Here is a 23,960-nt window from a genome sequence, read left to right on the forward strand (position 1 = left end):
CACCCCGCTGGCGTCAGCGGGCGAACTCCTCGACGATCGTCGCGCAGAACGCCGGCAGGTCGTCCGGCTTCCGGCTGCTGACGATGCCGCCGTCGACCACGCACTCCTCGTCGACCCACGCCGCCCCGGCGTTGACCAGGTCGGTTCGCAGGCTCGGCCAGGAGGTGATCCGCCGGCCCCGGACCAGGTCCGCCTCGACCAACGTCCACGGGCCGTGGCAGATCACCCCGATCGGCTTGCCCTGCTCGCGGAAGCTCCGCACGAACCGCACCGCCTCCGGGTCGGACCGCAGGAAGTCCGGGTTCGCCACCCCGCCCGGCAGCACCAGCGCGTCGTACGCCCCGACGTCCGCCTGGGCCACCGGCACGTCCACGTGGTAACTGGTCGACGGATCGAGGTGGTTGAACGATCGGATCTCCCCGCCCCTGAGCGAGACCAGTTCCGTCCGGGCCCCGGCCTTCTCCACCGCCTCACGGGGCTGGACGTACTCGACCTCCTCCACGCCGTCGGCGGCCAGGAACGCGATCCGCCTGCCCTTGAGTGTTCGGCCTGACATCAGCCTGTCCTCCTCTCCGTCTCGTCCTGTTTTGGTACGTACTGCTGGTGTTCCCGGGGCGGGAGGGACGAAACGCGCCGGCCCCGCCATAGCGGACGCGCCGGCCCCGCCATAGCGGACGCGCCGGCCCCGCCACAGCGGGCGGGGTCGGGTTTGACCTGCCAGGGCAGGGGGATCCGGCAGAACATGGCAGGAGCAGCAGCGGAACAGCGCCGGCTCGCCACCGTCGTGGAGAGTTGGCGGGGACGGCCCGTCCTGGTCATCGGCGACGCGATGCTCGACGAGTGGCGGTTCGCCGACTCCGACCGGCTCTGCCGGGAGGCGCCCGCCCCGGTGCTCACCCTGCGGCGGCGGATCTCCGCGGCCGGCGGGGCGGCGAACACCGCCGTGAACCTGGCCGCCCTGGGTGGCCTCGCCGCGCTGGTCGCCCCGGTCGGCGCCGACGTCGCCGGGGACGAACTGCACGACTGTCTCGACCGGGCGGGCGTCTGGGACCGGACGGTCAACCAGTCCAGCAGGCCCACCCCGGTCAAGCGCCGAATGCTCGCCGGCAACCAGATCCTGCTCCGGGAGGACTCCGGCGACCCGGACGACGTACTGACCGACGACGGGGTGACCCGGCTGCTGACCGCCGTGTCCTGCGCGGTCGAGGAGTTGCGTGCCGCGTCGGGCGGCGCCGCGCCGACCCTGGTGGTCTGCGACTACGGTCTCGGCGCGCTACCCGCGCCGATCCGGGCCTGGCTGGTCGCCAACCGGCACCGGTTCGCCACCGTCGCCCTGGACGCACACGACCTCGCCGACTGGCGTGGACTCGCCCCGACCGTGGTGACGCCAAGCTTCGCCGAGGCGACCCGGCTGCTCGCCCGCGCCACCGCCGCCGGTGTCACCGCCCCGGCCGGCGGCGTCGACGAACTGCACATCGACCATCCCGACCCGCCGGACGGCCCTTCCGAACTCGTCGTCGGCACCGCCCCGGGCGAGGGCCGGACCACCCGGACGGCCACTCTCGCCCCACAGGTCGGCACCGTCCCGAACCGGCCGCCACACCCTGGCGGCCCGACCACCGCCGGCGGTGACCCGCCACCCCGAGGCGCGTTCGGCGTACCGGCACCAGGCCCGGACGGTACGGCGCCCGCCAGCGCGACCGGCCTGCCGGCCAACGGCACAGGTGGCGTACCGGCTGGTGTGCCGCCCACCGGACCAACCGGTGAGCCGACCCCCGGCGAGGACCGGGTCGCGCTGACCGGGGACGGAGTCGCCGTCACCGGCGCCGGCATCACCGTCTCCGCCAACGGCATCGGCACCGACCGGGCGCGGCTGGCCGAGTCCCGACTCGCCGAGTTGCGCGCGCACACCGGGGCGGACGTGGTGGCGGTCACCCTGGACACCGAGGGCGCGGTGGTCGGCGACGCCGACGGTACGGCCCGACGCAGCCACGCCACCCCCGTGCCGGCCAGCCACGCGGTCGGGGCCGGGGACGCGTACCTGGCCGCCATGACGCTGGCCCTCGCCGCCGAGGCGCCCCTGCCCACCGCCGCCCACCTGGCCCAACTCGTCGCGACCATCACCGTCTCGGACACCGGTACCTGCGTCTGCCGACGCCAGGACCTGCTCGCCGCGCTCGGCGTGACGGCCGAGGGCGGCGACCAGCCGGTGCTGATCGGCCCGGACGACCTGGCCGCGATCGTCGCCACACACCGGCGGGCCGACCGGTCGGTGGTCTTCACCAACGGCTGCTTCGACGTACTCCACCCGGGTCACGTGCGCTACCTCGAACAGGCTGCCGAGTTGGGCGACCTGCTCGTCGTGGCGGTCAACTCGGACGACAGCGTCCGCCGGCTCAAGGGCCCGGACCGGCCGGTGAACCCGGTGGAGGACCGGATCGCCCTGCTCGCCGCGTTGGCCTGCGTCGACCATGTAGTGGTCTTCGCGGAGGATTCCCCGGCGACACTGATCGAGGCGGTCCAGCCCGACGTGTACGTCAAGGGCGGCGACTACCCGCCCGAGATGGTGCCCGAGGCACCCCTGGTCCGCCGGCTCGGCGGTGAGGTGCGCACCCTCGGCTACGTCCCCGACCGCTCCACCTCGGCGATCATCGAACGGATTCGCGCCCAGCAGGTCGGGGCGGTCTCCCGGAACAGCACCGGAGCCGGGAAGCCGACCGGCAACCGCCGGCCGACCGCCACCGACCATCCGAACGGCAGCGGGCACGGAAAGGGGAACCGGGGCCCCTTCCTCACCGGCCACACGCCGTGAACCGGCCCGACCCCGCCGTGGACCGGCCCGACCCCGCCGCCAACCCGCCCGACCCCACCGTGAACCGACCCGACGCCGCCGCCAACCCGCCCGACCCCACCGTGAACCGACCCGACGCCGCCGCGAACCGACCCGAGGCCGCCGCCAACCCGTCCGACGCCGGGAACCGGCCGCTCGATCCCGGCTCGCCGGACGGCTTCCGCCGGGAGCGGAACCTGGACGTGCTGATCCCCACCCGGAACCGGGCGGCCGAACTCGCGGTCACCCTCGCCGGGCTGGCCGCCCAGGAGGGCGTACCCGGGTTCGGGGTGGTGGTCAGCGACCAGTCCGACGGCGAACCGGCGTTCCAGCACCCGGCGGTCGCCACGATGGTCCGGGCGCTGCGGCACCGGGGGCATCCGGTGCTGCTCACCCGCCGGTTGCCCCGACGCGGCCTGGCCGAACACCGGGCGTACCTGCTGGACCGGTCGGCGGCCCGGTACGTGCTCTGCCTCGACGACGACATCTGGCTCGAGCCGGGTGCGCTGCCCCGGCTGGTCACCGCCATCAGCGAGCTGGGCTGCGGCTTTGTCGGCAACGGGGTGCACGGCCTGTCCTACCTCGACGACGTCCGGCCGCAGGCCCACCGGCACTACGAGGAGTGGACCGGTCCACCCGTCCCGGAGACGGTCCGCCCCGGAACCCGCGAATGGCAGCGCGCGACCATCCACTCGGCGGCGAACCTGTTGCACGTGACCGGACGGCTGGAACTGCCGCCGGACGCCTGGCGGGCGTACAAGATCTCCTGGATCGGCGGCTGCGTGCTCTACGACCGGACGCGACTGGTCGAGGCGGGCGGCTTCGACTTCTGGCACCGGCTGCCCGAGCGCCACCAGGGCGAGGACGTGGCGGCGCAGCTCGCCGTGCTGGCCCGGTACGGCGGGGCCGGCATCCTGCCCAGCGGGGCGTACCACCTGGAGTCGCCGACCACGGTGACCGAACGGGACGTGGAAGCGTGGGAACTCGTCCTCGCCGAACCCGACCCCGCCCACACCCCCTGAGGTGTCTGCCCGTTGCCCGGCTGCTCGGCTGCCCGAGTGCTTGCTGAGGTGGTTGCAGGGGACCCTTCCTCGGCAATAAGCGGTAACAGGGGTCCCCTGCTACCACCCCAGCCCCGGTCACCCGGCGGTGGTGAGGAGTTCGCGGGCGGCCTCGACGACCTCGACGGTCGGCACGTCGGTGACGAACGAGTCTCGGTGCGGGCAGTCGCCGTCGCCCGGCCGGGCCGGGTACACGCCGGGGGTGCAGTCCACGCCGCAGACCGGGCAGTGCACCCGCCAGGACATGATCGGCCGGTGCCGGCCGCGCAGCGGGTGCCCCACGTTGATCAGGTTGCCGACCCAGAAGACGCCCACCGTCGGCGCACCGACCGCCGCCGCCAGGTGCAGCGGACCGGTGTCGTTCGACACCACCAGGGCGCAGTCCGCGTAGCAGGCGGCCAGCGCGCCGAGGCTGAGCGTGCCGACCTGGGGGCGGACCGGCACGCCGGCCGCCGCGACCACCCGGTCCACCACCTCCTGTTCGGCCGGAGTGCCGGTGACCAGCACCTCGTACCCGTCGGCGACCAGTTCCCGGGCGACCTCGGCGAACCGCTCGGCCGGCCAGCGACGGCGGGTGTCGGTCGCTCCCGGGTGCAGCGCCACCCGGGGCCGGCTCGGCGCACCGAGCACCGCCCGCGCCTCGAGCCGGTCGGTGTCGGTCACCGCGAGGGTGGGCAGGACGGTGGTGGCGGGTGCGCCGACCAGCGCGGCCACCTCCAGGTAGCGGATCACCTCGTGCTGGTAGTAGACGTACCGGAGCCAGCGGTCCAGCGGCGGCGCGTCCTCGGCCCGCAGCCCGGCGGTGACCCGCGCGCCGAGCCCACTGACGAACGGGTTCGAGTTGGCCCCGCCACCGTGCACCTGCAACGCCAGGTCGAAGCGCTCGGCCCGGGCGGCGGCCAGGAAGTCGTCCATGGACGACTCCGGTTCGCCCGGGTCGCGGCCCCGGATCCCCGGTGCCGGCGGGACCACCAGCACCCGGTCCACCGGGCCCGGCCGGTCGCCGAACAGCTTCGCGTGCCACGGCGCGCCGAGCAGCACCAGCTCCGCCTCCGGGTACGCGGCCCGCAGCGCGTCCAGCGTCGGCAGGACGAAGATGAAGTCACCGAGCGCGTTGGCGCGCAGCACGGCGATCCGCTCGACGTCCGGCACACGCCCGCTGACCGGCCCCAGCACGACCATCCGCTACGGCCGGTCGATCTCGTCCGAACCGTCGGCCGGCTCGGGTCGGGCAGGGTCGGGTCGGTCGGTGACGGCCGGTCCGGAGCCGGTGCCCACGTCCGGGTGGTGCAGCTCCCGGTCGGCGGCCGGGTCGACGGGATTCCCACCCTGACCGGCGCGGCGGTCGACGGGGCGCGGCGGTGCCGATGGTCCCGGCCGAACAGTTGGTGACGGGCCGACGGTGATGGTGCGCGGCGCGGGTCGGGCCGCCCGGGGCAGCCGCACCCGGAGCAGTCCGTGGTCCATGACGGCGTCGATCGCGTCCGGGTCCACCCGGGACGGCAGGTCCACCCGGTACTCGAAACCCCGGGTCTCCAACCCGCCGGGGATACCGTGGTCGGCGTTGACCTCGGCCTCCGAGCGGGCCCGCACACAGAGTTCCCGGTCGTCGAGTTCGACGGCCACCTCCTCCGGGGCCACCCCCGGCAGCCGGACGACGACCTCCCAACCCTCGGCGGTCTCGGTCAGCTCCACCTCGGGTGGTCCGGACGGGCCGCCGACCAGGCGGGCCAGCTCGCCACGGAGCGCCTGCAACTCGCCCATCGGATCCCAGCCCGGCGACCGTTCCCGCCAGCCCTGACCGGGACCGCCGCCCGGCTGCTCACTCATCGCCTCGCCCGATCCACCGGACGGCCGCCCCGACTTCTCACCGCACCGCTCCGATCCACCGGACGGCCACCCTGACACTCACCGCATCTCCCCGCGCCGCGGGGTGGCTGTCTCGTGCCGCAGCGAGCTGGGGGCGTTCAGATCGGCTTCTGGGTACACCCCGACGCCGAGCCGGTCGACCAGTTCACCGCCGAGCCACCCGCTGATGCCGAGAATGGCCAGGGCGACCACCTCGATGGCGATGAGCGCGCCGCCGGCCGCCCGCGAGTCAGCGTTGAAGCGGACCACCCAGACGGCCGCGAAGAGCAGGACCACCGCCAGGTTGGCGGCGGCGTGGGTGAGCCCGATCCGCTTGGCCCGGGTGCCGGCCGGGATGGCGTGCAGGTCGACCGAGCCGGCGGCCGCCGCGAGCAGACCCATGACCAGTCCGACAGCGATGTTCCAGTACGCGATCTCCCCGAAGACGGCGGACCCGCCGAGCGTGTCGACGAAGTCGAAGAAGACCGCGGTCACCAGCAGGGCGAACGGGAACATCACCAGCATGGGGTGCACAGGGTGCCCGAGCACCTTGAGTCGGCTCTCCATTTCCGGCCTCCAGGGTCTTCCGGAACGAGCGCCCGCGCAGGGCGCCCTGAGGCGGTACCCCCGCCCTCGGTGGACAAACTCGCCGTGGCACGCCCGGCGTACGCTGGCGCTGGCGCCTGCCCCCTCGGCGCGGGTGCTGTCACCGAGGTCAACGCACGGGGGAGGACAACGTGACGACGGAGATCACCTCGGCTGAGGAGCTACGTGAGCTGCTCGGCCAGCCGAACGCCCGGGCGGCCGGCAAGGAGCGCCGCGTCCTGCACGAGCTGGACCGGCAGTGGCTGGCCGCCTCGCCGTTCTGCCTCATCGCCACCTCCGGCGCGGACGGCACCTGCGACGTCTCGCCCAAGGGCGACCCGCCCGGCTTCACCCTGGTGCTGGACGAGCGGACCATCGCCATCCCGGAGCGTCCCGGCAACCGGCGGGCCGACGGCTTCCACAACATCCTGGAAAATCCGCACGTCGGGCTGGTCTTCCTGGTCCCCGGCCGGACGGACACACTGCGTATCAACGGCCGAGCAAGGTTGCTCCGGGACGCGCCGTTCTTCGACCGGATGGTCGTGAAGGGACACCGTCCGGCACTCGCCACCGTCGTGGAGATCGAGCAGGTGTTCCACCACTGCGGAAAGGCGTTCCTCCGCTCCGAGCTGTGGAAACCGGAGACCTGGCAGCCGGACGCGCTGCCGTCCCGGGCCCGGATCGCCAAGACGATCGAGACCCCCGAGTCCGAACTGACCGACCTGGAGCAGTACTACGGCCCGGCGTACCTCAAGAAGCTGTACGCCTGACGCGGACGCCGCTCAGCGAAACCGGTCCGGGTTCGGCCGTCGGCGTCGTGCGCTCCAGGGCGCGGTGTGCTCGGTGGGCAGGTCGCACCGGCCGCCGCCGGGCAGCAGCCGGTCGCAGAAAACCCGGTGCCGTACGCCCCGGGCGTCCTCCTCGGAGACGGTCACCTCACCGGCGTCCACGCAGCCGGTGATCTGGGCGAGCGCCCGGGCGGCGGTCCGGGCGAAGATCCGCGCCCGGGTCAGGTCGGGCACCACGATGGGCAGGTGGATGACCCAGCGGCTCAGGTTCCGCGGGCCGGTCACCATCGGGCCAGTTCCTGGGCAGTCGGAGCCTGGGCGGCCTGCCAACGGGCGGCAGTGTCGCGGGTGGACGGGGGTCGGAGGTGGTGTCGGCCCGGTCGCCGGGGATGGCGCAGGAGTACGCGCACGAGTGACCGCCTTTCGGAAGTCAGGTGATGTTCGCCGAAGTGGTGTTTCCTGGTGTTCGGGGGTGCCCCTGCTGGTTCGGGTCCGGCAGGGACACCCCCGCCCTGTCCGCGCAGCTCATCGGCGGTACGACGACAGGGCCGCCCCGATCGCGGGGAAGCGGGCAGCCAGCCGGGGGAAGTAGACCGACCACCCCGACCAGGGCAGGTACGTGGTGTGCCACGGATGCCGTCCTCACGAAGGTGCCAACCGACCGCCAGTACGGCATCGCCGTGTGTAACGCCATCGACACTGGCGTACCTACATCAAGTACGTTCAATGCAGCTGTTGCTGCACCATCAGCACCGTCACCTATGTCATTACATGCATTGCCTGCTTCGAGACATCGATCGATACTGGGAGGCCAACCGACCGCAAGGGACCAGACGTGCCTATCCCACCCACCATGGATGAGCTGCTCGGCAGCCTGTTGCGCAAGATCGAGAACGGTTCGTATCCGCCCGGCTCCCAGTTGCCATCCGGCCGGACCCTCGCCGCCGAATACGACGTCTCTCACTCGACCATCCAGCGGGCCATAGCAACCCTGCGCGAACGGGGCATTCTGGTCGGGCGGCCGGGACGGGGTGTCTTCGTCGCCGAGAAGTAGCCGGGTAGGACGGGATCGTGGTGGCTTCTGGCCCTCCTGGGGCCATTTCCCACCACGGTCCTCCTGAGCTGATCGGATTTCCTGAGCTGATTGGATCTCGTCATGCGCCACGGGGAGTTCGAGGATCCTCGGCTCGTCACCGTCTACGACGCCGAGTGCCCGTGGGGGCCCGACGACGACTTCTTCCTCGCGGTGGTCGGCGAAACCCCGCAGGCCCGCGTACTGGACCTGGGCTGCGGCACCGGGCGGCTCACCCTCGCCCTGGCCGACGCCGGCCACCGGGTCACCGGCATCGATCCGGCCCGTGCCTCCCTCGACGCCGCCCGCGCCAAGCCGGGCGCGGACCGGGTGACCTGGATCGAGGGCACCGCCACGGACCTGCCCGACCGGTCCTTCGACGTGGCCGTGATGACCAGCCACGTCGCACAGTTCTTCACCACCGACGAGGAGTGGGATGCGGTCCTCGCCGATCTGCGCCGGGCGCTCGTACCCGGTGGGCGGTTGGTCTTCGACTCGCGCGACCCCGCCGACCGACGCTGGGAACGGTGGAACCCGGTCGACTCACGACGCCACCCGCGCCTACCCGACGGCCGGACGGTCGAGGCGTGGACCGAGGTCACCGAGATCCGGGGTGACCTGGTCTCCTTCACTCACCACTACCGCTTCCCGCCCTCACCGGCCGGTGATCCACACCACTTACGGCATATCGGGGTCTCCAATGAACCGGAGACCCCGACATGCCGCAAACGGAGTGGATCTCCGCATGAGGACACCCGCCTGGAGCTCGAAAGCTCGGCGATGCTGCGGTTCCGGACCGAGGCCCAGCTCCGCGCCTCGCTGCACGCACATGGGTTCGCCGTCGAACATGTGCACGGTGGATGGCAGCGCGAGCCTGTCGGGGCGGGAGACGGCGAACTCCTGCTGATCGCCCGTTCCAGCTGACCGGCCGGACGGGTGGTTCAGACCGCGCCGAACAGGTCCAGGCAGGGGGCCAGGCCATCGAGTACGACCTCCGGACGATCTGTCCGTGCCCAGTCTTCCCTGGTCAGGCGCAGTCGCTGGGAAACGAGCACCTCGCCGTCGCGGACGTCCCGACTGATCCCGTCCGGCTGGTACCCCAGTTTGCGAGAGACCGCGAGCGGCGGGGCGTTGTCGACGAAGGACGCGGTGGTCGCGTGCGCGGCCCCGAGCCCGGCGAAGGCCAGGTGCAGCGCGGCGGCGCGCATCTCCGTGCCGATTCCCTGACCGTGGTACGCCAGACCGAGCCAGGAGCCGGTCGCCACCTCACGGCGTACCGCGAACTCCCGTGCCCAGACCTCCTGGACGCCCGCCGGCCGGCCCTGGGCGAAGACGACCAGGTCGAGTTTCCACGACTGCGGGGTCCATTCGCCCCGCCGATGCCAGTGGGCCTGGAGCAGGGCGCGGGCCCGCTCGATCGGGGTGCCCTCCGTCCACGGCAGCAGAAACGGTCGCTCACCCGGCTCGTGCACGCCCCGGGCGGCAACCTCTGCCAGCTCGGCCAACTCGTCCTCGGTGGGCAGTCGGAGTTCGAGCCGGGCGGTGCGGACCCGCAGTCCCAGCAGCGGCCAGTAATCGATGAGCACGAGGCATTGTGGCCAGTGGCGGCCGGTCGCGCATCGGGTTTAACGGTCGGGTTCCGAGGCGGGAAGCGGCCTCCACCGCAGCCACTTCCGTTCGACCTCGGTCCGCAGGTCGACGCCATGGTGCCGGGCCATGACCAGCACCTGGCACAGCACGTCGGCCAGTTCCGCCCGGAACCTCTCGTCGATCTCCTGCGCGCTGAGCCCCTTGTCCCGGGCCTGGCCCGTACGCATCAGAAAGGCCTGGGTCAGCTCGCCCACCTCCTCCTGAAGCTTCAGCAGGAACCAGGTCGCGTCCTGGGTGATCCCGTGCCGCCGGGCGTAGTTGCGGGAAACCGTCTCGACAGCGTCGGTGAGTTCGCTCAACTCCACCCGGGCAGCCTACGGTCCGCCGTCGGCCGGAGCCCCGGACCAGGTTCCACCGCCGGCCGGAGCGCCGGGTCCAGGCTCCGACGTCGGCCGGAGCCTCGGAGCCAGGTTGCTGTCCGTCGCCATAATGAGCGGATGTCCGTCGCCGCAGGTGGAACCACATCAGCCGTACCTCCTCGTGGCCGCGCCCTCGTCGGCTGGGTGGCGGGCGTCCTGGCGGCGTGGGGAATCGTCGCCGGGCTGCACCTGGTCGGCCTGCGGCTGGCCAACCTGTGGGTGTTCGGCCTGCTCCTCACCGGGCTGGGCTGGCTGGTGGCGCTGGCCGCCACCGGGCTCGCCCTGAGGGCCATGTGGCGCCGGACTCGGTCGGTCCCGGTGCTGTCGCTGGTGCTGATCCCCGGGGTGCTGGCCCCGGTGGCGATCCTGGCCGTCGACTGGACGTCCACCTTCGTCCACGGTTTCTACCGCCTCCACCGGACCGACTTCCAGGCTGCGGCCACGCTCGCCGACCAGGTCACCGCCAGGTACGGCGACCGGTACGGCCAGGTGCTGCCGAAGGATCTGTGGCACCTGTCGTCCAAGGGGCGGGCGGTGCGGATCGGCACCGAGGGCAGCGGGCCTACGGGCATCCTCCTGCCGGTCCGGGTCGGTAGGCCGGACGGCGCAGCCGGCTACGCGTACTTTGCCGGGACGCCGGGCGACACACGCTTCGACTGCTTCGCGGAGCCCTGCCGGGTGCGCTGGTCGCTCGGCGACGGCTGGCACTGGCTGGATTGAACCCAGGCGAAACCTGGCCTGCACCGGTGCGTACGGCTAGCGGGAATGCCGGTCCGTCAGTCGGGGATGGCCAGTAGCACCCGCTCCCGGACGCCCGCGTCGACGCGGTCATGGGCCTCGGCTACGCGTTCGAGGGGCAGCGGGTCACCGATCGCGACGGACAGCGCTCCGTCCTGGGCAGCGATGGTCAGGTCGGCCGCGGCTCGGCGCTTCGCCTCGACGGGGAAGTCGTCGCTGCCCAGCAGGCGGATGGTAACGTTGTCGAACAACATCGGCCAGAACGGGAAGTCCGGGCGCTCGCGCCGGGTGCCGTAAGCGGCGATGACGGCCTGGTTCCTCGCCACCGCGGCATCGAGGTCGACGTTCTCGGAGAAGGCGACCTCGATGATGCGGTCCACGCCCTCGGGGCATATTCACGGATGGCGCTGGCCGGGTCGGGGGCGTCGAGCGCGACGACGTGCGGGACGGCCGAGCGGTCCACCTGCGCCAGGTCGCCCCGGCGACGCACCGTCCCGATCACGGTTGCGCCACCCCACTGCGCGAGCCGCGCCGCCAGCGCCCCGACACCACCGAGCACACCCTGCACCAACACGGTCCGGCCATCGACCGCGCCGTCGGCGAACACCGCCCGATGAGCGGTGATCCCCGGGATGCCCAGACACGCGCCAAGCTCGTCGCTGACCCCGTCCGGAAGGTCGACCGCCTGCCAGGAAGGTACGACCGTCAGTTGCGCGGCCGTGCCGAACGGCCGGTAGGACTGGGCCCCGAACACCCACACCCGCTGACCGATCCGGGCCCGGTCCACCCCCTCGCCGACCGACTCGATCACTCCGGCACCGTCGCTGTGCGGAATGACGCGCGGAAACGGCATCCCGTACCCCGCCCAGTCACCGCGCTTCTTGGCGTCCCCCGGATTCACCCCGGAACGGGTGAGCCGCACCCGGACCTCCCCCTGGCCGGGTGCCGGGTCGGGAAGCTGCCCGACCTCGAGGACCTCGGCGGCAGGACCTGGCCGCTCGTACCAGACAGCGCGCATCGACTCGTTCCTCCAACACAGGCTCCGCCATCGCGTACGACCTCTGGTGAGACCGTGGCTTGCTCTGGGGCCAACCACCAGGCGGCGCCATCACTTCCCGGCGACGACGCGAGGGTTCCTGGTCCCGACGTGCCGCGACCACCCGGGCTCGCTGGACAGCGGGCCCGATGGATTCCCGGTGTTACGGTGCGGCCATGATCGAGGCCCGGCCGTACGCGGAGGCGGACCGCGCCGCACTGCGTGATCTGTTCGCACGGGCCGGTGCCGGTGCCCCAGGTTCGTCGCTGTGGGGGCACGCCGAATCCGCAGCGGCCGTCTACCTGGACCCGTACCTGGATCTGGCTCCGGGATCGCTGTTCGTCGCCACCGACCGGGGGACGCTGGTCGGCTACCTGACGGGGTGCCTGGACAGTTCGACCTTCCCCAGCGAGGAGGAGCGCATCGGGGCGGCATTCCGCCGGTATCGGCTTCCCCTGCGTCCCACGACCGCGCCGTTCCTCGGCCGGGCCCTGGCGGACGGGATCCTGACCGCCCTCCGGCGGCAACCCACCGCAGGGGACTTCACGGACCGACGATGGCCGTCGCACCTGCACATCAACGTGGCGCCCGAAGGCCGGGGCACCGGCGCCGCCGCGCAGTTGATGAGCCATTGGTTCGACCAGCTCGAGCAGGCCGGCTCGCCCGGGTGTCACCTACAGACGCTGGTGGAGAACACCCGGGCGGTGCGGTTCTTCACCCGGATGGGATTCGCCCCGTACGGGCCGACACCGCTGGTGCCCGGTGTCCGCGACGGTGGCCGTCGACTCCACCAGCAGACCATGGTCCAAAGCTGGGACCGGACGCAGGTCGGCGGGAGCAACCCGTCCACTCACCGCTAGCGGGTGACGAAGCGGACGTGCGGGCGGCGGCGGAGGCGGATCGTGGCCAGCACAGCGACCAGGGCGGTGGCGAGTACGCCGAACAGCACGCCATGCACCAGGCCCCGCGTCAGGTACTCGGACCCGGTGTGGTCGACGGCGTACGTGGCGATCTCCCGGCTGGACCAGAAGGGCAGGAGCCGGGTGATCGCGTCGGCTGGGTCGATCATCATCTGCACGCCGACCACGACCAGCAGGAGCAGCGTCCCCTCCAGGTCACGCGGCACGGCCGCGCCGATCAGCAGCCCGAACGGCGCGGCCACGGTGACCGCGAGCAGCATCGCCAGGGCCACGGCGCCGAGTCGCACCTGGTCGCCGTGGTCGACCGCGACCAGCGCGAAGAACGGCACGGCGATCGACACGCCGAGCACCCACATCGCTGCCAGCCGGCCCAGGTAGAGGTGATGACTCCGGTAGCCGGACAGACGCAGCCGGGGCTCGATCGGCCGGCTGGCGCCGCTGGCGAAGAGCGCCGCAGTACTCACCGCCCAGGCGATCCCGAGGAGCAGGAACCGGATCGACTGTCCGACGTGGTCGCCGCGTCGGACCAGGTAGAACGCCAGGGGAAGGGCGAGCAGCAGAACGAGTACGCCACGGCGCCGCAGCATCTCGCGCAGCGCCATGTCGGCGACCGTAGTGATCTTCACGCGGCCACCTCCCGCACGGTCAGGTCCAGCACCTGGTCGACCTGGTCCAGTTGGCTGAGCAGGTGGGTGACCACGACGATCGCCCGGCCCTCGTCGCGCCATCGCCACACGTGCTGCCAGAAGTCGAGGTACGTGCCCCGGTCGAAGCCCTGGTACGGCTCGTCGAGCAGCAGCACGTCGGGGTCGCCCATCGAGGCCATCACCAGGTTGAGCTTCTGCCGGGTACCGCCGGACAGGTGCCGGGCCTGCGTTCCTTCCGCTGGGTCCCACTGCAACGCGGCGGCACCGGCCCGCCCCAGCCGCCGCGACCGGGCCCGGTCCATGCCCCGACCCGCACCGACCAGGACGAAGTGCTCGTCGGGTCGGAGGAAGTCGTACGTCCCGGCGTCCTGCGGGCAGTAACCCAGCACGCCGTCGACCACCACCTCTCCCGTGTCTGCGGAGATCAGACCGGCGCAGACCCGCAGGAACGTGCTCTTGCCGCACCCGTTGGCGCCGACGACCGCCACCACCTCGCCCGCGCGTACGGTCAGATCGACGTCCCGCAGGACGGTGCGGCGGCCGTACCTCTTGGTCACCCCACGCGCGTCGAGCCGGACGCGGCCGGGCGGACGGCGCGGTGGGCGCCGGGCGGCGAGGCTGTCCGCGACGGCGGCCGCGTACCCCTGCGGCGTGCCGAAGGCCCGCAGCGCCGGCTGGCCGCTGTCGCGCAGATGCGCGGCGGCCTCGGCGATGACGTGGCGGGTCACGTCCGGGCCGAGCTGGTGCCTGGCCAACTCCTGGCCGAGCGCGTGTAGCCAGCTGTCGTTGTTCACGGCAGTTCCTCCCGGAATATGGCGTCCACCCGGCCGGCGAACGCGGTCCAGTCGGCGGCCAGCCGGCGTACGGTCTGCTGGCCGGACGTCGTGAGGCGGTAGTACTTGCGCGCCGGGCCGGTTTCGCCCTCACGCCATTCGGCGGTGATCAGCCCGGAGCGTTGCAACCGCAGCAGCACCGGATAGAGCGTGCCGCCCTGGATCTGCCCCAGTCCGGCCTGGTCGAGGGCCTGCGCCAGCTCGTAGCCGTAGGACTCCCGCCGACACAGCAGCGCCAGCACGCAGACGTCGAGGACGCCACGCAGCCACTGCCCACGCCGATCCTGATCCACGGACAGCAAGGTAGCACAACTATCTAGATAGGGTAGCCACCTAGTGGGATGCCACTCGCCCACCTGCCGGCACCACGGGGCATGAAGAAGACCCAGGTCACCCGCAGGAGCGTCCGGGGTCCCGCTTGGTCTGCGGTCAGGGGTGAACGACTAAGTACTGTCGGCCGTCAATTCCTTCACGCACGATGTCGAGCTGGCCGGCGTGGGTGGCGGTGTCCACGAGGACATGCACGATGACGGAGGTCAGGTCGGCCCGTCCCACCGCTCCCTCGACCCACCGTGGTTTCGCCTCTGGCGCCAGGGATGCCAGCACACGGTCGGATCGGGTTATCTCGTCGCGGTACGCCGCCACAACGTCGTCGTATGCCTCGGGCACGCCGACCTGCCATCCGGAGCTGTCGCCGGACGCGAAGGCGACCGCGTCGGGCTCCGCCAGCATCACCGCCTGAAACCAGTATCGCTCGACGTCGACGGTGAGATGCCGGACCAGGTCAAGCGGGGTCCAGCCGGACGCGACGTGGGCTCGGTTGAGCGCTTCGTCGTCGAGACCCTCGATCGCCTCGAGAACGTGCGAACGCTTCCAGGCAAGGCTTTGCAGCAGGAAGGCGTGATGAGCGGTGGGCGCCGAACCGGCCACGAGGTCATCCATCTGTTGATTCTCCCGCACCCGCAGACGGCCGCTCATGCACGGTGAGCAGGGTTCTGGCATGCGCGGTGGTGATGGAGTGCGGGCGTTACGGGCTGCCCGTGCGCTTCCGCGCCTACACGGGGCTGCGCTGGGGCGAGGCGTCGGCACCGCGTGCCTCCCGGCTGGACCTGCTGCGGCGTCGGGCACCCGTGGCGGTCACCCTCGCGGAGGTCAGCGGGGAACTGGTGGAAGGCACGGCCGGCGGCGGTGTGGTCGACCTCGGAAAACGGCGAAGCCCAGGTCGCTGACCTGGGCTTCTTCACCGAGCCGCCTGACGGAATCGAACCGTCGACCTACGCATTACGAGTGCGTCGCTCTAGCCGACTGAGCTAAGGCGGCAACGATCGTCAAGTGTACGGCACGCCACCCGCTCCGGTCTCCCGGGATCCCCCGTCGCCGTCCGTGCGGAGTCGGCCGCCGTCCTCCACAGGGTGGAGGTGGTTGCAGGGGTCCCCTGCTACGCAAAAAGCGGTAGCAGGGGACCCCTGCAACCACCCAACCCCCGCACAGGTGATCATCCCGGGGCAAGGGTGGCCGAACCGTCCAGCAGCAGACAGCGGTTCCCATCCATGCCGGTTACGCTCCGGCTGTGAGTGACGATCACCCCTCGCCCACCACTCCGCCCGAGGCGACCAGCGCCGAGGAGGCTCATCCCCGCCGCCCGCGCAGCACCGATCCCCAGGAGCTGGGCTTCACGCCCCGCCGGGCGGTGCCGTGGCTCGCGCCGTTCCTGCTGATCAGCACCGGCATTCGTACGCTGCTCGCGATGTTCTTCGGGGCGTACCTGGACAAACGGGAGTTGCAGAACGCGTTCGGGAACGGGGTGTCCCGTCAGGTCGGACCGGACGGCGGGCTCTGGCTGGACTACGTCGCCGACCTCGGTGACGGCTTCGACGCCACATACTCGGTGGCGTACCTGATCGCCCAGCCCGAGCTGGAGGTCGACGGACACCGGCTGCCCCGGGCGCAGGCCCTGGTCATGGGCGGTGACCAGGTCTACCCCTCGGCCGGCTACGAGGCGTACGAGGACCGCTGCAAGGGGCCGTACCAGGCGGCGCTGCCGCTGGCCACGCCCGGCGGGCCGACGCTGTTCGCCGTGCCCGGCAACCACGACTGGTACGACGGTCTGACCGCGTTCCTACGGCTCTTCGTCCGTTCCCGGGACCAGTACTTCGGCGGCTGGCGTACCGAACAGTCCCGCTCCTACTTCGCCGTCGAGCTGCCCGCCGACTGGTGGCTGTTCGGCCTGGACGACCAGTCCGGGTCGTACCTGGACGATCCGCAGCTCACCTACTTCGAGACGGCGGCGGCCCGGCTCGGCCCGCAGTCGCGGGTGATCCTGGCGGTGCCGGCGCCGACCTGGGTGCGGGCCGTGGACAACCCCACCGCGTACGACTCGCTGGACTACTTCATCCGTACGGTCGTCGCGCCGAGCGGGGCGACGGTTCGGCTGGTGATCACCGGCGACCTGCACCACTACGCCCGCTACGCGGGGCCGGGCCGGCAACTGGTGACCTGCGGCGGCGGTGGGGCGTACCTCTACCCGACGCACAAGCTGCCGGAGCGGATCGAGGTGCCGCCGCGTGACACCCTCGCCCGGCGGGCCAGCCGCTCTGAGCCGTACGACCTGGCGGGCCGCTACCCCGACGCGGCCCGCTCCCGACGGTACGGCTGGGGGATCTTCGGCCGGCTGCCGTTCCGCAACCCCGGCTTCGGCGCGTTGCTCGGCACCCTGCACACGCTGCTGATGCTGGCGATGGTCGGGGTGGCGGCGAACGGGGTGGACAGCGTCGAACAGCGGTTGTTCAGCCTTCCGCTGGTGGCGATGCTGCTGGTGACGGTCGTCGGCGCGGGCCTGTTCGCCAAGCCGCCCAGCGTGGACGGCAAACGTCACGCCCGGCACTGGATCCTCGGGGTCACGCACGGGCTGGCGCACGTGGCGCTGGCCGCCGGGGGCACCTGGGTCTGGCTGCGGCTGCCGTTCCACGACTGGCCGTGGCCGCTGCCCGTGGTGGCCGCCGCAGTGCTCTACGGGCCGGTGCTCGGCCTGGTGGCGAGTGAGCTGACCGCCCTGTACCTGCTGGTCGCGTCGGGCTTCGGGGTGAACGTGAACGAACTCTTCGCCGGTCAGGGCATCGAGGACGCGAAGTCGTTCCTACGTCTGCGGATCGATCCGGACGGCACTCTCACGATCTATCCGATCGCCGTCGACCGGGTTTCCCGGCGCTGGCAGGTGAACCCGGACCAGTCCCCCACCGCCTCCTGGCTGACCCCGCAGGCCCCCCTGACCCCCCGCCTGGCCGAACCCCCCATCACCCTCGCCCCGTAGCGTCCGCCCAGCGCCGCGTTGCCCCCCAGCGCCGCAGGCGCGGCGGGCCCCGGACGGGTCAGGGGGTGTAGTGCTGGTCGTGGGCTTGGCGGGAGCCGCAGACGTCGGCACGGGAGCACATGGAGCGGGAGCCGTCGGCGTCCAGCCGGACCGTCACGGAGTCCTTCGGAACGCTGTGGCCGACCACCTTGCCCTCGCCCGCCGGGGTCGACACCCGGCTGCCCACCGCCGGGGCCGACTCATGGAAGCGCTGGTAGAGCGGGTGCTCGTACTTCAGGCAGCACATCAACCGGCCGCACGCCCCGGAGATGCGCAGCGGATTGAGCGGGAGATCCTGGTCCTTCGCCATCCGGATGGTCACCGGCTCGAAGTCGTTGAGGAAGGTGGCGCAGCACAGGTCACGGCCGCAGGAGCCGATCCCGCCCTGCACCCGGGCGGAGTCGCGGGCGGAGAGCTGACGCAGCTCGACCCGGCAGTGCAGGGTCGCGCCGAGATCCCGTACGAGGGCCCGGAAGTCCACCCGGTGCGGCGCGGTGAAGTAGATGGTGGTGCGGCCGCTGCCCCCGGACTCGGCACCCAGCACGTGGTCGACGGCGACCACCTTCATCGGCAGCCCGTGTTCGCGGATCAGCCGCTTCGAGGCGACCTTCGCCTCGGCCTTGCGCTTGCGCAGCAGCTCGTCACGGCGCAGGTCCTCCTCGTCGGCGAGGCCGACGATCTTCGGGAACCCGTCGGTGTCCTCGCTGACCCACTGCGGCGCCCACACGCACTCGGCCACCTCGGGACCGTCGTCGGTGGGCACCAGCACCCGGTCGCCCACCTGCGGGCGGAACTCGCCCGGATCGAGGTAGTAGAGGCGGCCGTACCGGTTGAAGCTGACCGCGCAGAGCATGCCCATGCTGTCACCCTACGACCAAGTGAGGGCCCCCACCCACCCCGTCGTCGTCACCCGGTCACCCGGCGCAGCCATCGACCACCGGCGAATCATCCCGCCAGCGAACGCGCGGCGGGTCCGACCCGCTAGTGATCCACAACACACCACCGGAAACCTGGTGAACGTTAGTGGACACAGCACTAATCGTCCCGCCAGCGGACGCGCAGCGGGTCCGACCCGCTGGACCCACGGGGCCGGGAACGCCAGGACGCCTCGGCGAGGCTCGGGGCCCACTGGCGCAGCAGGGTCTCCGCCCCGTCGTAGGCGACGGAGAGGACGGCCAGGACCCGGGCGGCGATCTCGGCGGCGGCACGGGCCGACGCGCCACCGCCGGGGCCAGCGGCACCGGCCTGACCACTGCCGCTGCCACCGGCACCGGCCTGACCACCGCCGGTGGCCGTCACCACGGTCACCGCCTCGGCGGAGCCGAGCACGTCGGCGAGGGTACGGGCCAGCGCCAGCCGGCTGCGCTCGGTCCAGTCGGCGAGCGCGTCGGCGTATCCGGCGGTCGACTCGAGCCGCCCGACCAGGCTGTCCGGCCCCTCGTCGAGGTGGCGCAGCAACTCAGCCCGCACCTCCCCGTACGCGGAGGCGGCCGGGCCGGACCAGGCGGCCTGGTCGGTCAGCGCGGCGCAGGCGTCGTCGTACCGGCGCACGAGCTGGCGCACCGCGCGCCCGGCCTCGGCCAGCGGGGCCGGGTGCAGGTCGAGGAAGGTCCGGACGGCCTCGCCCGGGAGGGCCCGCATCCGGCGCAGCAGCGGCCAGACCGGGTGCCCCTCCGGCACCCCGGCGGCGAGCAGCGTGTCGACCCGGCCGAGCAGGTCGAGGCCGGGTTCGGTGAGCCGGTCGAGGCGGTCCATCAGCCGTCACCCGGCCGGGGGCGGGGCACCCGTGGCACGCGGAGCGGGTCGTCGGCGGGGAACGGGTAACCGGACCCGGTGCGACCGGCCGGGACGGCGTCGGCACCGAACCGGGGCCCGCCCAGGCCGGCCGGGACGCTGTCGAACCACGAATCGGCGGCGTCGGTATCGGCGTACCCGCCAGCGGCGTACCCGTCGGGCGCGTACCGGTCGGGCGCGTACCGGTCGGGGACATACCCGTCGGGGGCGTACCGGTCGGGGACATACCCGTCGGGGGCGTACCGGTCGGGGGCGTACCGGTCGGGGGCGTACCGGTCGGGGGCGTGGTGGGCGGTGAGACGGCGCCGGACGGCGTCGTCGGTGTCGGCGTACCGGTCGGCGGCGTCGCGGATCGCGGACGCGGCGGCGTCGAGCCGGGCGGCGGCGGCGGTCGCCTCCCGGGCCCGGTTGTCGGTGGCGGTGACCCACAGGCGGTACAGGGCACGACCGAGGTCACCGGGACGGCCGGGCCCGTCGGCGCCGAAGTCGGTCGGGGCGGGGCCGGCGGCGGCCACCGCGCGGGCCACGGCGGTCAGCGTGCTGCTGGCCTCGTCGAGCCGGGCGGCCACGGCGGGCAGGCGGTCCATCTCAGGCCCCCGCCAGCGGTCGGTACGCGGCGAACGTCTCGTTGTGCAGTTTCTCCCGCGCCCACTGCGCGGCGTCGGCTGCGGCGGTGACCGCCGCCTGCACCGACTGGGCGACGTCCCGGGGGTGGCGGTTGTGCAGCGGCCCGAGGAACCGGACGTCGGTGATCGTGCCGGCGGCGGTGACCACCACCTCCACCAGCCCGTCCGGGGAGCGGACGGTGACCTGGACGGTGGCGACCGCCGCGTCGAACTCGGCCTGGAGGGACTCGATCCGGCGGTAGCGCCGGACGGCCTCCTCGATCCAGGCTTCGTCGATCTCCCCCCGCGGCATGGGCGGACTCCTCCCGCAAGCGGTATCACTGAGGGTGCCGTCGCCGTCACCACGGCACACGGACGGTACCGCAATCAATCGGCACTGTCGATGCAGGAGAAGCGCCGGCCCAGCGGTACCCGGTGGGGCTCAGCCCTTCCACAGGGCGAGCATCATCGCCTCCACCGCGATCTTCGGCTTGACGTTGGCGTCGATCGCGGCCCGGCATTCCAGCACCGCCTCCAGTCGGCGCAGCGCCCCCTCGGCGTCCCACTTCTCGGCGCCGGCGCGCGCCATCGCCGCAGCGTCGGCGTGCACCGGCGCGACCGGCGCCCGCAGCGCCGTAACCAGGGCGTCCCGGTAGAAACCGGCCAGGTCGACCAGGGCCCGGTCCAGCGCGTCCCGCTGCGCCCGGGTGGCCCGGGACTTCTGCCGTTTCTCCAGTTCCTTGATCTGACCGGCGGTCCCGCGTGCCGCCCCGGCGGCCCCCCGGCCGGTGCCGCCCGCGCCGAGCGCGGTCTGCAATGCGGCCTTCTCGGCGGCGTCGGTCTCCGCGACCGCCGCCGCGGCCTCCGCCTCGGCCGCCTCGATCAGCGCGGACGCCGCGTCGAACGCCGCGCCCACCCCGGTCAGCCGGCGCGGCACGGCCAGCACCGCGTCCCGCCGGGCGCGGACCTCCGGGTCCGCCGCGAGCAGCCGGGCCCGGCCCACGTCGCCCTGGGCTGCCGACGCCGCCCACTCGGCCGTGTCGGGGGCGATCCCGTACCGGTGGGCCAGCACCTCGGCCACCGCGCCGGACGGCGGCTGCCGCAGCGGTACGACCCGACAGCGCGACCGGATGGTCACCGAGATGTCGTCCGGGTGGGTGGACGGGGCACAGAGCAGGAAGACGGTACGCGGCGGCGGCTCCTCGATCGCCTTGAGCAGCGCGTTGCCGGCCGCCTCGGTGAGCCGGTCGGCGTCCTCGATGATCACGACCTGCCAGCGCCCGCCGGAGGGGGTGCTCGCCGCGCGCAGCACCAGCGCCCGCATCTCGTTGACGCCGATGGAGAGCCCCTCGGGCACGACCAGCCGGACGTCGGCGTGCGTACCGGCCATCGTGGTGTGGCAGCCGGCACACCCGCCGCAGCCGGTCCCGTGCAGGCACTGGAGGGCGGCGGCGAAGGCACGGGCGGCCACCGACCGTCCCGAACCGGGCGGGCCGGTGAAGATCCAGGCATGGGTCATCCCCGCACCCGGGTCCGGCCCCGCCCCGGCGTCCGCACCATCCGGGCCGGAGGCGGCCTCCGGCCCGGAGGCTGCGGTGGGGTCGGAGGCGGCGGTGGGGCGGGTGCCGGCGGCGCGCAGTACGGCGGCGGCCGCGGCGACGGCCCGGCGCAACGTGTCGACCGCCTCGTCCTGCCCGACCAGCTCGGCGAAGACCTCCGGCATCAGCGGGGTTGTTCCATCGTCACCAGCTCCGCGTCGGATAACTCCGGCTGCACCGAGGTGTCCGGCTGCTTCGCCGGGGCCGGGTGCACGATCGCGGACGGGTCGACCAGCATCTCCTCGACCCGGCGGGCCACCGTGGCGGCGATCTCGTCGGCCGGACGGGATGCGTCGAGCACCAGGTAACGCTTCGGGTCGGCGGCGGCCAGGTCGAGGAAGGCGTACCGAACGCGCTCGTGGAAGGCGAGCGACTCGGCCTCCACGTGGTCGGTCTCCTCGCCCCGGGCGGCGACCCGGCTCAGGCCGACCCGCGGCTCCACGTCGAGCAGCACCACCAGGTCGGGCTTGAGTCCGCCGGTGGCCCAGGAGGAGAGCCAGGAGACCTCGTCGACCGGCAGCGTCCGCCCGGCCCCCTGGTACGCCAGGGAGGAGTCGACGTACCGGTCACTGACCACCACCGCGCCCCGGACGAGCGCCGGCCGGACCACGGTGGCCACGTGGTGTGCCCGATCGGCGGCGTAGAGCAGCGCCTCGGCGCGCGGCGACGGCGTGTCCGAGCCGGGGGCCCCGAGCACCAGCGCGCGGATCCGCTGGCCGACCGGGGTGGCTCCCGGCTCCCGGGTGGTCACCACCTCGCGCCCCTGCCCGCCCAGGGTCTCGGCGAGCCGGGTGACCTGGGTGGACTTGCCGGCGCCCTCGCCGCCCTCGAAGACCACGAAGAGGCCGGTGGAGACGAACGGCTCGGCGGGGGTGAGCGGGCGGCCCCGCATCGAGCCCCAGAGGTCGGCCAGGACCGGGACGCCCTTCTTGTCGTCCATCTGGCCGAAGGCGCTGATCCCGGCGAAGATGCCGGCCAGGCCGGCGGCGAGCAGCAGCAGCCGGGTGGAGGAGATCGAGATGCCGAGGTCGGCGATACGCAGTTCCCGCGAGCCACCGACACCGACCAGCAGGCTGCTCAGCGCGATCGCGAAGATCAGTACTAGTCGGGTGCCGATCTGCACCACGGCGAAGACCCGGCCCCGGACCTCGTCGGCGATCTCCCCGCCGAGCAGGGTGGTGCCGGCGAGGAAGGCCATGCCGGCGCCCGCGCCGACCAGAACCGCGCCGAGCATCGCCATGGAGAGGTGGATGGCGAAGGCGAGCGCCAGCACGGACGCGCTGGCCAGCACGATGCTCATGCCGAACCAGCGGCGTCGGGACAGGTCGCGGACGATCATCGGACCGCCGCCGATACCGATCGCCAGGCCGACGAAGATCGCCCCGAAGAGAAGGTAGAAGGCGGCGTCACCGGCGCCCAGCGAGGCGGCGAAGAAGCGGGCGGTGCCGATCACGATGCCGCCGCCGGCGAACGCCCCGAAGATGCCGAGCACCAGGCCCCGCACCAGCGGGGTGTGGCCGATGAACCGCCAGCCCTCCTTGAACTGCCGGAGCATGCTCTGCTCGGTACGGGCATCCCGGTCGGCCTGCCCGTCGCTGATCTCCTTGATACCGAAGGCCACCACCAGCGCGGTGGCCAGCCGGGAGAGGGCGTTGAACCAGAGCGCGAGCTGCGCCGGCTCGGACCAGGAGGGCACCACGCCGCCGGTCGCCGCCCGGACGCTGGCGTCGAGCACCGCGATGCTCAGCGCGGCCAGGACCGGGGTGATGCCGTACGTGGTGATCAGGGTGAGCTGGTTGGCCATCTCCAGCCGGGCGCGCGGGATGAGGTTCGGGACCGCCGCTTCCTTGGCCGGGATCCAGAGCAGGGTGATCGTCTCGATCAGGAAGGTCGCCACCGTCGCCCAGCCGACCACCACGCCGCCACTGGCGCCGAGGATCGCGACCAGGGGGATGGAGGCGAACAGCAGGAAGCGGAGCACGTCGCAGATGACCATCGTCCAGCGCCGGTCGAACCGGTCGGCGAAGACCCCGGCGAGCGGCCCGAGCACCAGTGCGGGCAGCAGCCGGACCGCGATCACCGTGCCGAACGCGGCACCCTTGGCGGTGCTGCCCTCGACCTGGTCGGCGGCGAAGATGGAGGTGGCGAGCAGACCGAGCCAGTCACCGTACGAGGCCGCGCCGAGCACGATCCACAGCCGGCGGAACGGCCGGATGCGCAGTACGGAGCGGAGGGCGGCATAGCCCG

Annotated in this window: 27 protein-coding genes, 1 tRNA gene and 1 pseudogene; 9 read left to right on the top strand and 20 right to left on the bottom strand. The window is 72.7% G+C overall.

Annotation, left to right across the window (positions count from 1 at the left end):
- Positions 1–13: 13 nt before the first annotated feature.
- On the bottom strand, positions 14–556 hold the full coding sequence (locus GA0074692_RS22880) for a type 1 glutamine amidotransferase domain-containing protein (protein WP_091647359.1): 543 nt from the start codon (positions 554–556) through the stop codon (positions 14–16).
- 186 nt (positions 557–742) lie between these two features.
- Between GA0074692_RS22880 and rfaE2 the strand changes: the two genes are divergently transcribed.
- Positions 743–2,812: a D-glycero-beta-D-manno-heptose 1-phosphate adenylyltransferase gene (gene rfaE2 / locus GA0074692_RS22885; RefSeq protein ID WP_091647362.1), complete on the top strand. Its 2,070-nt coding sequence runs from the start codon at positions 743–745 to the stop codon at positions 2,810–2,812.
- Between the two features lie 215 nt (positions 2,813–3,027).
- On the top strand, positions 3,028–3,852 hold the full coding sequence (locus tag GA0074692_RS22890; protein ID WP_245730734.1) for a glycosyltransferase family 2 protein: 825 nt from the start codon (positions 3,028–3,030) through the stop codon (positions 3,850–3,852).
- Positions 3,853–3,969: 117 nt separating this feature from the next.
- On the opposite strand, the gene GA0074692_RS22895 is transcribed toward GA0074692_RS22890, so the two are convergent.
- The 3 genes from GA0074692_RS22895 to GA0074692_RS22905 form a co-directional block, all read right to left on the bottom strand.
- On the bottom strand, positions 3,970–5,067 hold the full coding sequence (locus GA0074692_RS22895) for a glycosyltransferase family 9 protein (RefSeq protein ID WP_425413353.1): 1,098 nt from the start codon (positions 5,065–5,067) through the stop codon (positions 3,970–3,972).
- A gap of 9 nt (positions 5,068–5,076) precedes the next feature.
- The gene (locus GA0074692_RS22900) at positions 5,077–5,721 is read right to left on the bottom strand and encodes an Hsp20/alpha crystallin family protein (protein ID WP_091647366.1); all 645 of its coding nucleotides are present in this window, start codon (positions 5,719–5,721) and stop codon (positions 5,077–5,079) included.
- Positions 5,722–5,799: 78 nt separating this feature from the next.
- On the bottom strand, positions 5,800–6,306 hold the full coding sequence (locus tag GA0074692_RS22905) for a DUF2231 domain-containing protein (RefSeq protein ID WP_091647368.1): 507 nt from the start codon (positions 6,304–6,306) through the stop codon (positions 5,800–5,802).
- A gap of 170 nt (positions 6,307–6,476) precedes the next feature.
- Here GA0074692_RS22905 and GA0074692_RS22910 point away from each other — a divergent pair, with 170 nt between their 5' ends.
- Positions 6,477–7,094, top strand: coding sequence for a pyridoxamine 5'-phosphate oxidase family protein (locus GA0074692_RS22910; RefSeq protein WP_091647370.1), 618 nt, complete (start codon positions 6,477–6,479; stop codon positions 7,092–7,094).
- Positions 7,095–7,106: 12 nt separating this feature from the next.
- On the opposite strand, the gene GA0074692_RS22915 is transcribed toward GA0074692_RS22910, so the two are convergent.
- Positions 7,107–7,400 (bottom strand): hypothetical protein, encoded by a 294-nt coding sequence (locus GA0074692_RS22915; RefSeq protein ID WP_091647372.1) that lies wholly within the window; start codon positions 7,398–7,400, stop codon positions 7,107–7,109.
- Between the two features lie 565 nt (positions 7,401–7,965).
- Here GA0074692_RS22915 and GA0074692_RS22920 point away from each other — a divergent pair.
- Complete coding sequence (locus GA0074692_RS22920) at positions 7,966–8,166, top strand: GntR family transcriptional regulator (RefSeq protein ID WP_091647376.1); 201 nt, start codon at positions 7,966–7,968, stop codon at positions 8,164–8,166.
- A 102-nt stretch (positions 8,167–8,268) separates the two neighbouring features.
- On the top strand, positions 8,269–9,108 hold the full coding sequence (locus GA0074692_RS22925; RefSeq protein ID WP_091647379.1) for a class I SAM-dependent methyltransferase: 840 nt from the start codon (positions 8,269–8,271) through the stop codon (positions 9,106–9,108).
- Between the two features lie 17 nt (positions 9,109–9,125).
- Here the strand turns inward: GA0074692_RS22925 and GA0074692_RS22930 are convergent, their stop codons facing one another.
- Positions 9,126–9,770 (bottom strand): GNAT family N-acetyltransferase, encoded by a 645-nt coding sequence (locus tag GA0074692_RS22930; RefSeq protein ID WP_091647381.1) that lies wholly within the window; start codon positions 9,768–9,770, stop codon positions 9,126–9,128.
- Positions 9,771–9,809: 39 nt separating this feature from the next.
- Positions 9,810–10,139 carry a nucleoside triphosphate pyrophosphohydrolase family protein gene (locus GA0074692_RS22935; protein WP_091647383.1) on the bottom strand — a complete coding sequence of 110 codons (330 nt, stop codon included), beginning with the start codon at positions 10,137–10,139 and terminating at the stop codon, positions 9,810–9,812.
- Between the two features lie 132 nt (positions 10,140–10,271).
- Here GA0074692_RS22935 and GA0074692_RS22940 point away from each other — a divergent pair, with 132 nt between their 5' ends.
- Positions 10,272–10,913 (top strand): hypothetical protein, encoded by a 642-nt coding sequence (locus tag GA0074692_RS22940; RefSeq protein ID WP_141725386.1) that lies wholly within the window; start codon positions 10,272–10,274, stop codon positions 10,911–10,913.
- 56 nt (positions 10,914–10,969) lie between these two features.
- Here GA0074692_RS22940 and GA0074692_RS36150 read toward each other — a convergent pair whose 3' ends face one another.
- Positions 10,970–11,311: an MDR/zinc-dependent alcohol dehydrogenase-like family protein gene (locus GA0074692_RS36150; RefSeq protein ID WP_245730425.1), complete on the bottom strand. Its 342-nt coding sequence runs from the start codon at positions 11,309–11,311 to the stop codon at positions 10,970–10,972.
- Positions 11,312–11,658: 347 nt separating this feature from the next.
- Positions 11,659–11,949 (bottom strand): annotated as a pseudogene (locus tag GA0074692_RS37030) (alcohol dehydrogenase catalytic domain-containing protein); the annotation flags it as partial.
- Positions 11,950–12,143: 194 nt separating this feature from the next.
- On the opposite strand from GA0074692_RS37030, the gene GA0074692_RS22950 reads away from it, so the two are divergent.
- Positions 12,144–12,827: a GNAT family N-acetyltransferase gene (locus GA0074692_RS22950; protein WP_091647387.1), complete on the top strand. Its 684-nt coding sequence runs from the start codon at positions 12,144–12,146 to the stop codon at positions 12,825–12,827.
- Here the strand turns inward: GA0074692_RS22950 and GA0074692_RS22955 are convergent.
- From GA0074692_RS22955 to GA0074692_RS22970, 4 genes are all read right to left on the bottom strand, one after another.
- Positions 12,824–13,513 carry a hypothetical protein gene (locus tag GA0074692_RS22955; protein WP_245730426.1) on the bottom strand — a complete coding sequence of 230 codons (690 nt, stop codon included), beginning with the start codon at positions 13,511–13,513 and terminating at the stop codon, positions 12,824–12,826. The two genes, GA0074692_RS22950 and GA0074692_RS22955, sit on opposite strands and share 4 nt — an antisense overlap.
- Positions 13,510–14,328 carry an ABC transporter ATP-binding protein gene (locus tag GA0074692_RS22960; RefSeq protein WP_091647389.1) on the bottom strand — a complete coding sequence of 273 codons (819 nt, stop codon included), beginning with the start codon at positions 14,326–14,328 and terminating at the stop codon, positions 13,510–13,512. Before GA0074692_RS22960 ends, GA0074692_RS22955 begins: the two co-directional genes overlap by 4 nt.
- Positions 14,325–14,660: a PadR family transcriptional regulator gene (locus GA0074692_RS22965; protein ID WP_091653957.1), complete on the bottom strand. Its 336-nt coding sequence runs from the start codon at positions 14,658–14,660 to the stop codon at positions 14,325–14,327. The genes GA0074692_RS22960 and GA0074692_RS22965 overlap by 4 nt, the downstream gene beginning before the upstream one ends.
- Positions 14,661–14,796: 136 nt before the next feature.
- Positions 14,797–15,309, bottom strand: a complete 513-nt coding sequence (locus GA0074692_RS22970; RefSeq protein ID WP_091647392.1) for a DinB family protein — start codon at positions 15,307–15,309, stop codon at positions 14,797–14,799.
- A 41-nt stretch (positions 15,310–15,350) separates the two neighbouring features.
- Here GA0074692_RS22970 and GA0074692_RS22975 point away from each other — a divergent pair, with 41 nt between their 5' ends.
- Positions 15,351–15,596, top strand: coding sequence for a hypothetical protein (locus GA0074692_RS22975; RefSeq protein WP_141725387.1), 246 nt, complete (start codon positions 15,351–15,353; stop codon positions 15,594–15,596).
- A 17-nt stretch (positions 15,597–15,613) separates the two neighbouring features.
- Here GA0074692_RS22975 and GA0074692_RS22980 read toward each other — a convergent pair.
- Positions 15,614–15,687 (bottom strand) — tRNA-Thr (locus tag GA0074692_RS22980).
- A 250-nt stretch (positions 15,688–15,937) separates the two neighbouring features.
- Between GA0074692_RS22980 and GA0074692_RS22985 the strand changes: the two genes are divergently transcribed.
- Positions 15,938–17,677, top strand: a complete 1,740-nt coding sequence (locus GA0074692_RS22985) for a metallophosphoesterase family protein (protein ID WP_091647397.1) — start codon at positions 15,938–15,940, stop codon at positions 17,675–17,677.
- Between the two features lie 58 nt (positions 17,678–17,735).
- Here GA0074692_RS22985 and GA0074692_RS22990 read toward each other — a convergent pair whose 3' ends face one another.
- The 6 genes from GA0074692_RS22990 to tmk form a co-directional block, all read right to left on the bottom strand.
- Positions 17,736–18,575 carry a PSP1 domain-containing protein gene (locus tag GA0074692_RS22990; protein WP_091647399.1) on the bottom strand — a complete coding sequence of 280 codons (840 nt, stop codon included), beginning with the start codon at positions 18,573–18,575 and terminating at the stop codon, positions 17,736–17,738.
- Between the two features lie 176 nt (positions 18,576–18,751).
- Positions 18,752–19,471, bottom strand: coding sequence for a hypothetical protein (locus GA0074692_RS22995; RefSeq protein WP_091647402.1), 720 nt, complete (start codon positions 19,469–19,471; stop codon positions 18,752–18,754).
- Positions 19,471–20,097: a hypothetical protein gene (locus GA0074692_RS37035; RefSeq protein WP_425413354.1), complete on the bottom strand. Its 627-nt coding sequence runs from the start codon at positions 20,095–20,097 to the stop codon at positions 19,471–19,473. The genes GA0074692_RS22995 and GA0074692_RS37035 overlap by 1 nt, the downstream gene beginning before the upstream one ends.
- A gap of 1 nt (position 20,098) precedes the next feature.
- Positions 20,099–20,428, bottom strand: a complete 330-nt coding sequence (locus tag GA0074692_RS23005; RefSeq protein WP_091647405.1) for a YbaB/EbfC family nucleoid-associated protein — start codon at positions 20,426–20,428, stop codon at positions 20,099–20,101.
- Between the two features lie 129 nt (positions 20,429–20,557).
- Positions 20,558–21,838 (bottom strand): DNA polymerase III subunit delta', encoded by a 1,281-nt coding sequence (locus GA0074692_RS23010; RefSeq protein WP_091647408.1) that lies wholly within the window; start codon positions 21,836–21,838, stop codon positions 20,558–20,560.
- Positions 21,838–23,901, bottom strand: coding sequence for a dTMP kinase (gene tmk / locus GA0074692_RS23015; protein ID WP_091653960.1), 2,064 nt, complete (start codon positions 23,899–23,901; stop codon positions 21,838–21,840). Before tmk ends, GA0074692_RS23010 begins: the two co-directional genes overlap by 1 nt.
- Positions 23,902–23,960: the final 59 nt, after the last annotated feature.

The organism is Micromonospora pallida (assembly GCF_900090325.1).
In the GTDB taxonomy this organism is placed as follows: domain Bacteria; phylum Actinomycetota; class Actinomycetes; order Mycobacteriales; family Micromonosporaceae; genus Micromonospora; species Micromonospora pallida.

Excerpts from the sequence above, each read along its gene's own strand:
- GA0074692_RS23010 (WP_091647408.1), bottom strand. The coding sequence starts at position 21,838 with ATGCCGGAGGTCTTCGCCGAGCTGGTCGGGCAGGACGAGGCGGTCGAC.
- GA0074692_RS23005 (WP_091647405.1), bottom strand. The coding sequence starts at position 20,428 with ATGCCGCGGGGGGAGATCGACGAAGCCTGGATCGAGGAGGCCGTCCGG.
- GA0074692_RS22925 (WP_091647379.1), top strand. The coding sequence starts at position 8,269 with ATGCGCCACGGGGAGTTCGAGGATCCTCGGCTCGTCACCGTCTACGAC.
- GA0074692_RS22950 (WP_091647387.1), top strand. The coding sequence starts at position 12,144 with ATGATCGAGGCCCGGCCGTACGCGGAGGCGGACCGCGCCGCACTGCGT.
- GA0074692_RS22900 (WP_091647366.1), bottom strand. The coding sequence starts at position 5,721 with ATGAGTGAGCAGCCGGGCGGCGGTCCCGGTCAGGGCTGGCGGGAACGG.
- GA0074692_RS22920 (WP_091647376.1), top strand. The coding sequence starts at position 7,966 with ATGGATGAGCTGCTCGGCAGCCTGTTGCGCAAGATCGAGAACGGTTCG.
- GA0074692_RS22990 (WP_091647399.1), bottom strand. The coding sequence starts at position 18,575 with ATGGGCATGCTCTGCGCGGTCAGCTTCAACCGGTACGGCCGCCTCTAC.
- GA0074692_RS22995 (WP_091647402.1), bottom strand. The coding sequence starts at position 19,471 with ATGGACCGCCTCGACCGGCTCACCGAACCCGGCCTCGACCTGCTCGGC.
- GA0074692_RS22880 (WP_091647359.1), bottom strand. The coding sequence starts at position 556 with ATGTCAGGCCGAACACTCAAGGGCAGGCGGATCGCGTTCCTGGCCGCC.
- GA0074692_RS22905 (WP_091647368.1), bottom strand. The coding sequence starts at position 6,306 with ATGGAGAGCCGACTCAAGGTGCTCGGGCACCCTGTGCACCCCATGCTG.
- GA0074692_RS37035 (WP_425413354.1), bottom strand. The coding sequence starts at position 20,097 with ATGGACCGCCTGCCCGCCGTGGCCGCCCGGCTCGACGAGGCCAGCAGC.
- rfaE2 (WP_091647362.1), top strand. The coding sequence starts at position 743 with ATGGCAGGAGCAGCAGCGGAACAGCGCCGGCTCGCCACCGTCGTGGAG.
- GA0074692_RS22940 (WP_141725386.1), top strand. The coding sequence starts at position 10,272 with ATGTCCGTCGCCGCAGGTGGAACCACATCAGCCGTACCTCCTCGTGGC.
- GA0074692_RS22970 (WP_091647392.1), bottom strand. The coding sequence starts at position 15,309 with ATGGATGACCTCGTGGCCGGTTCGGCGCCCACCGCTCATCACGCCTTC.
- GA0074692_RS22915 (WP_091647372.1), bottom strand. The coding sequence starts at position 7,400 with ATGGTGACCGGCCCGCGGAACCTGAGCCGCTGGGTCATCCACCTGCCC.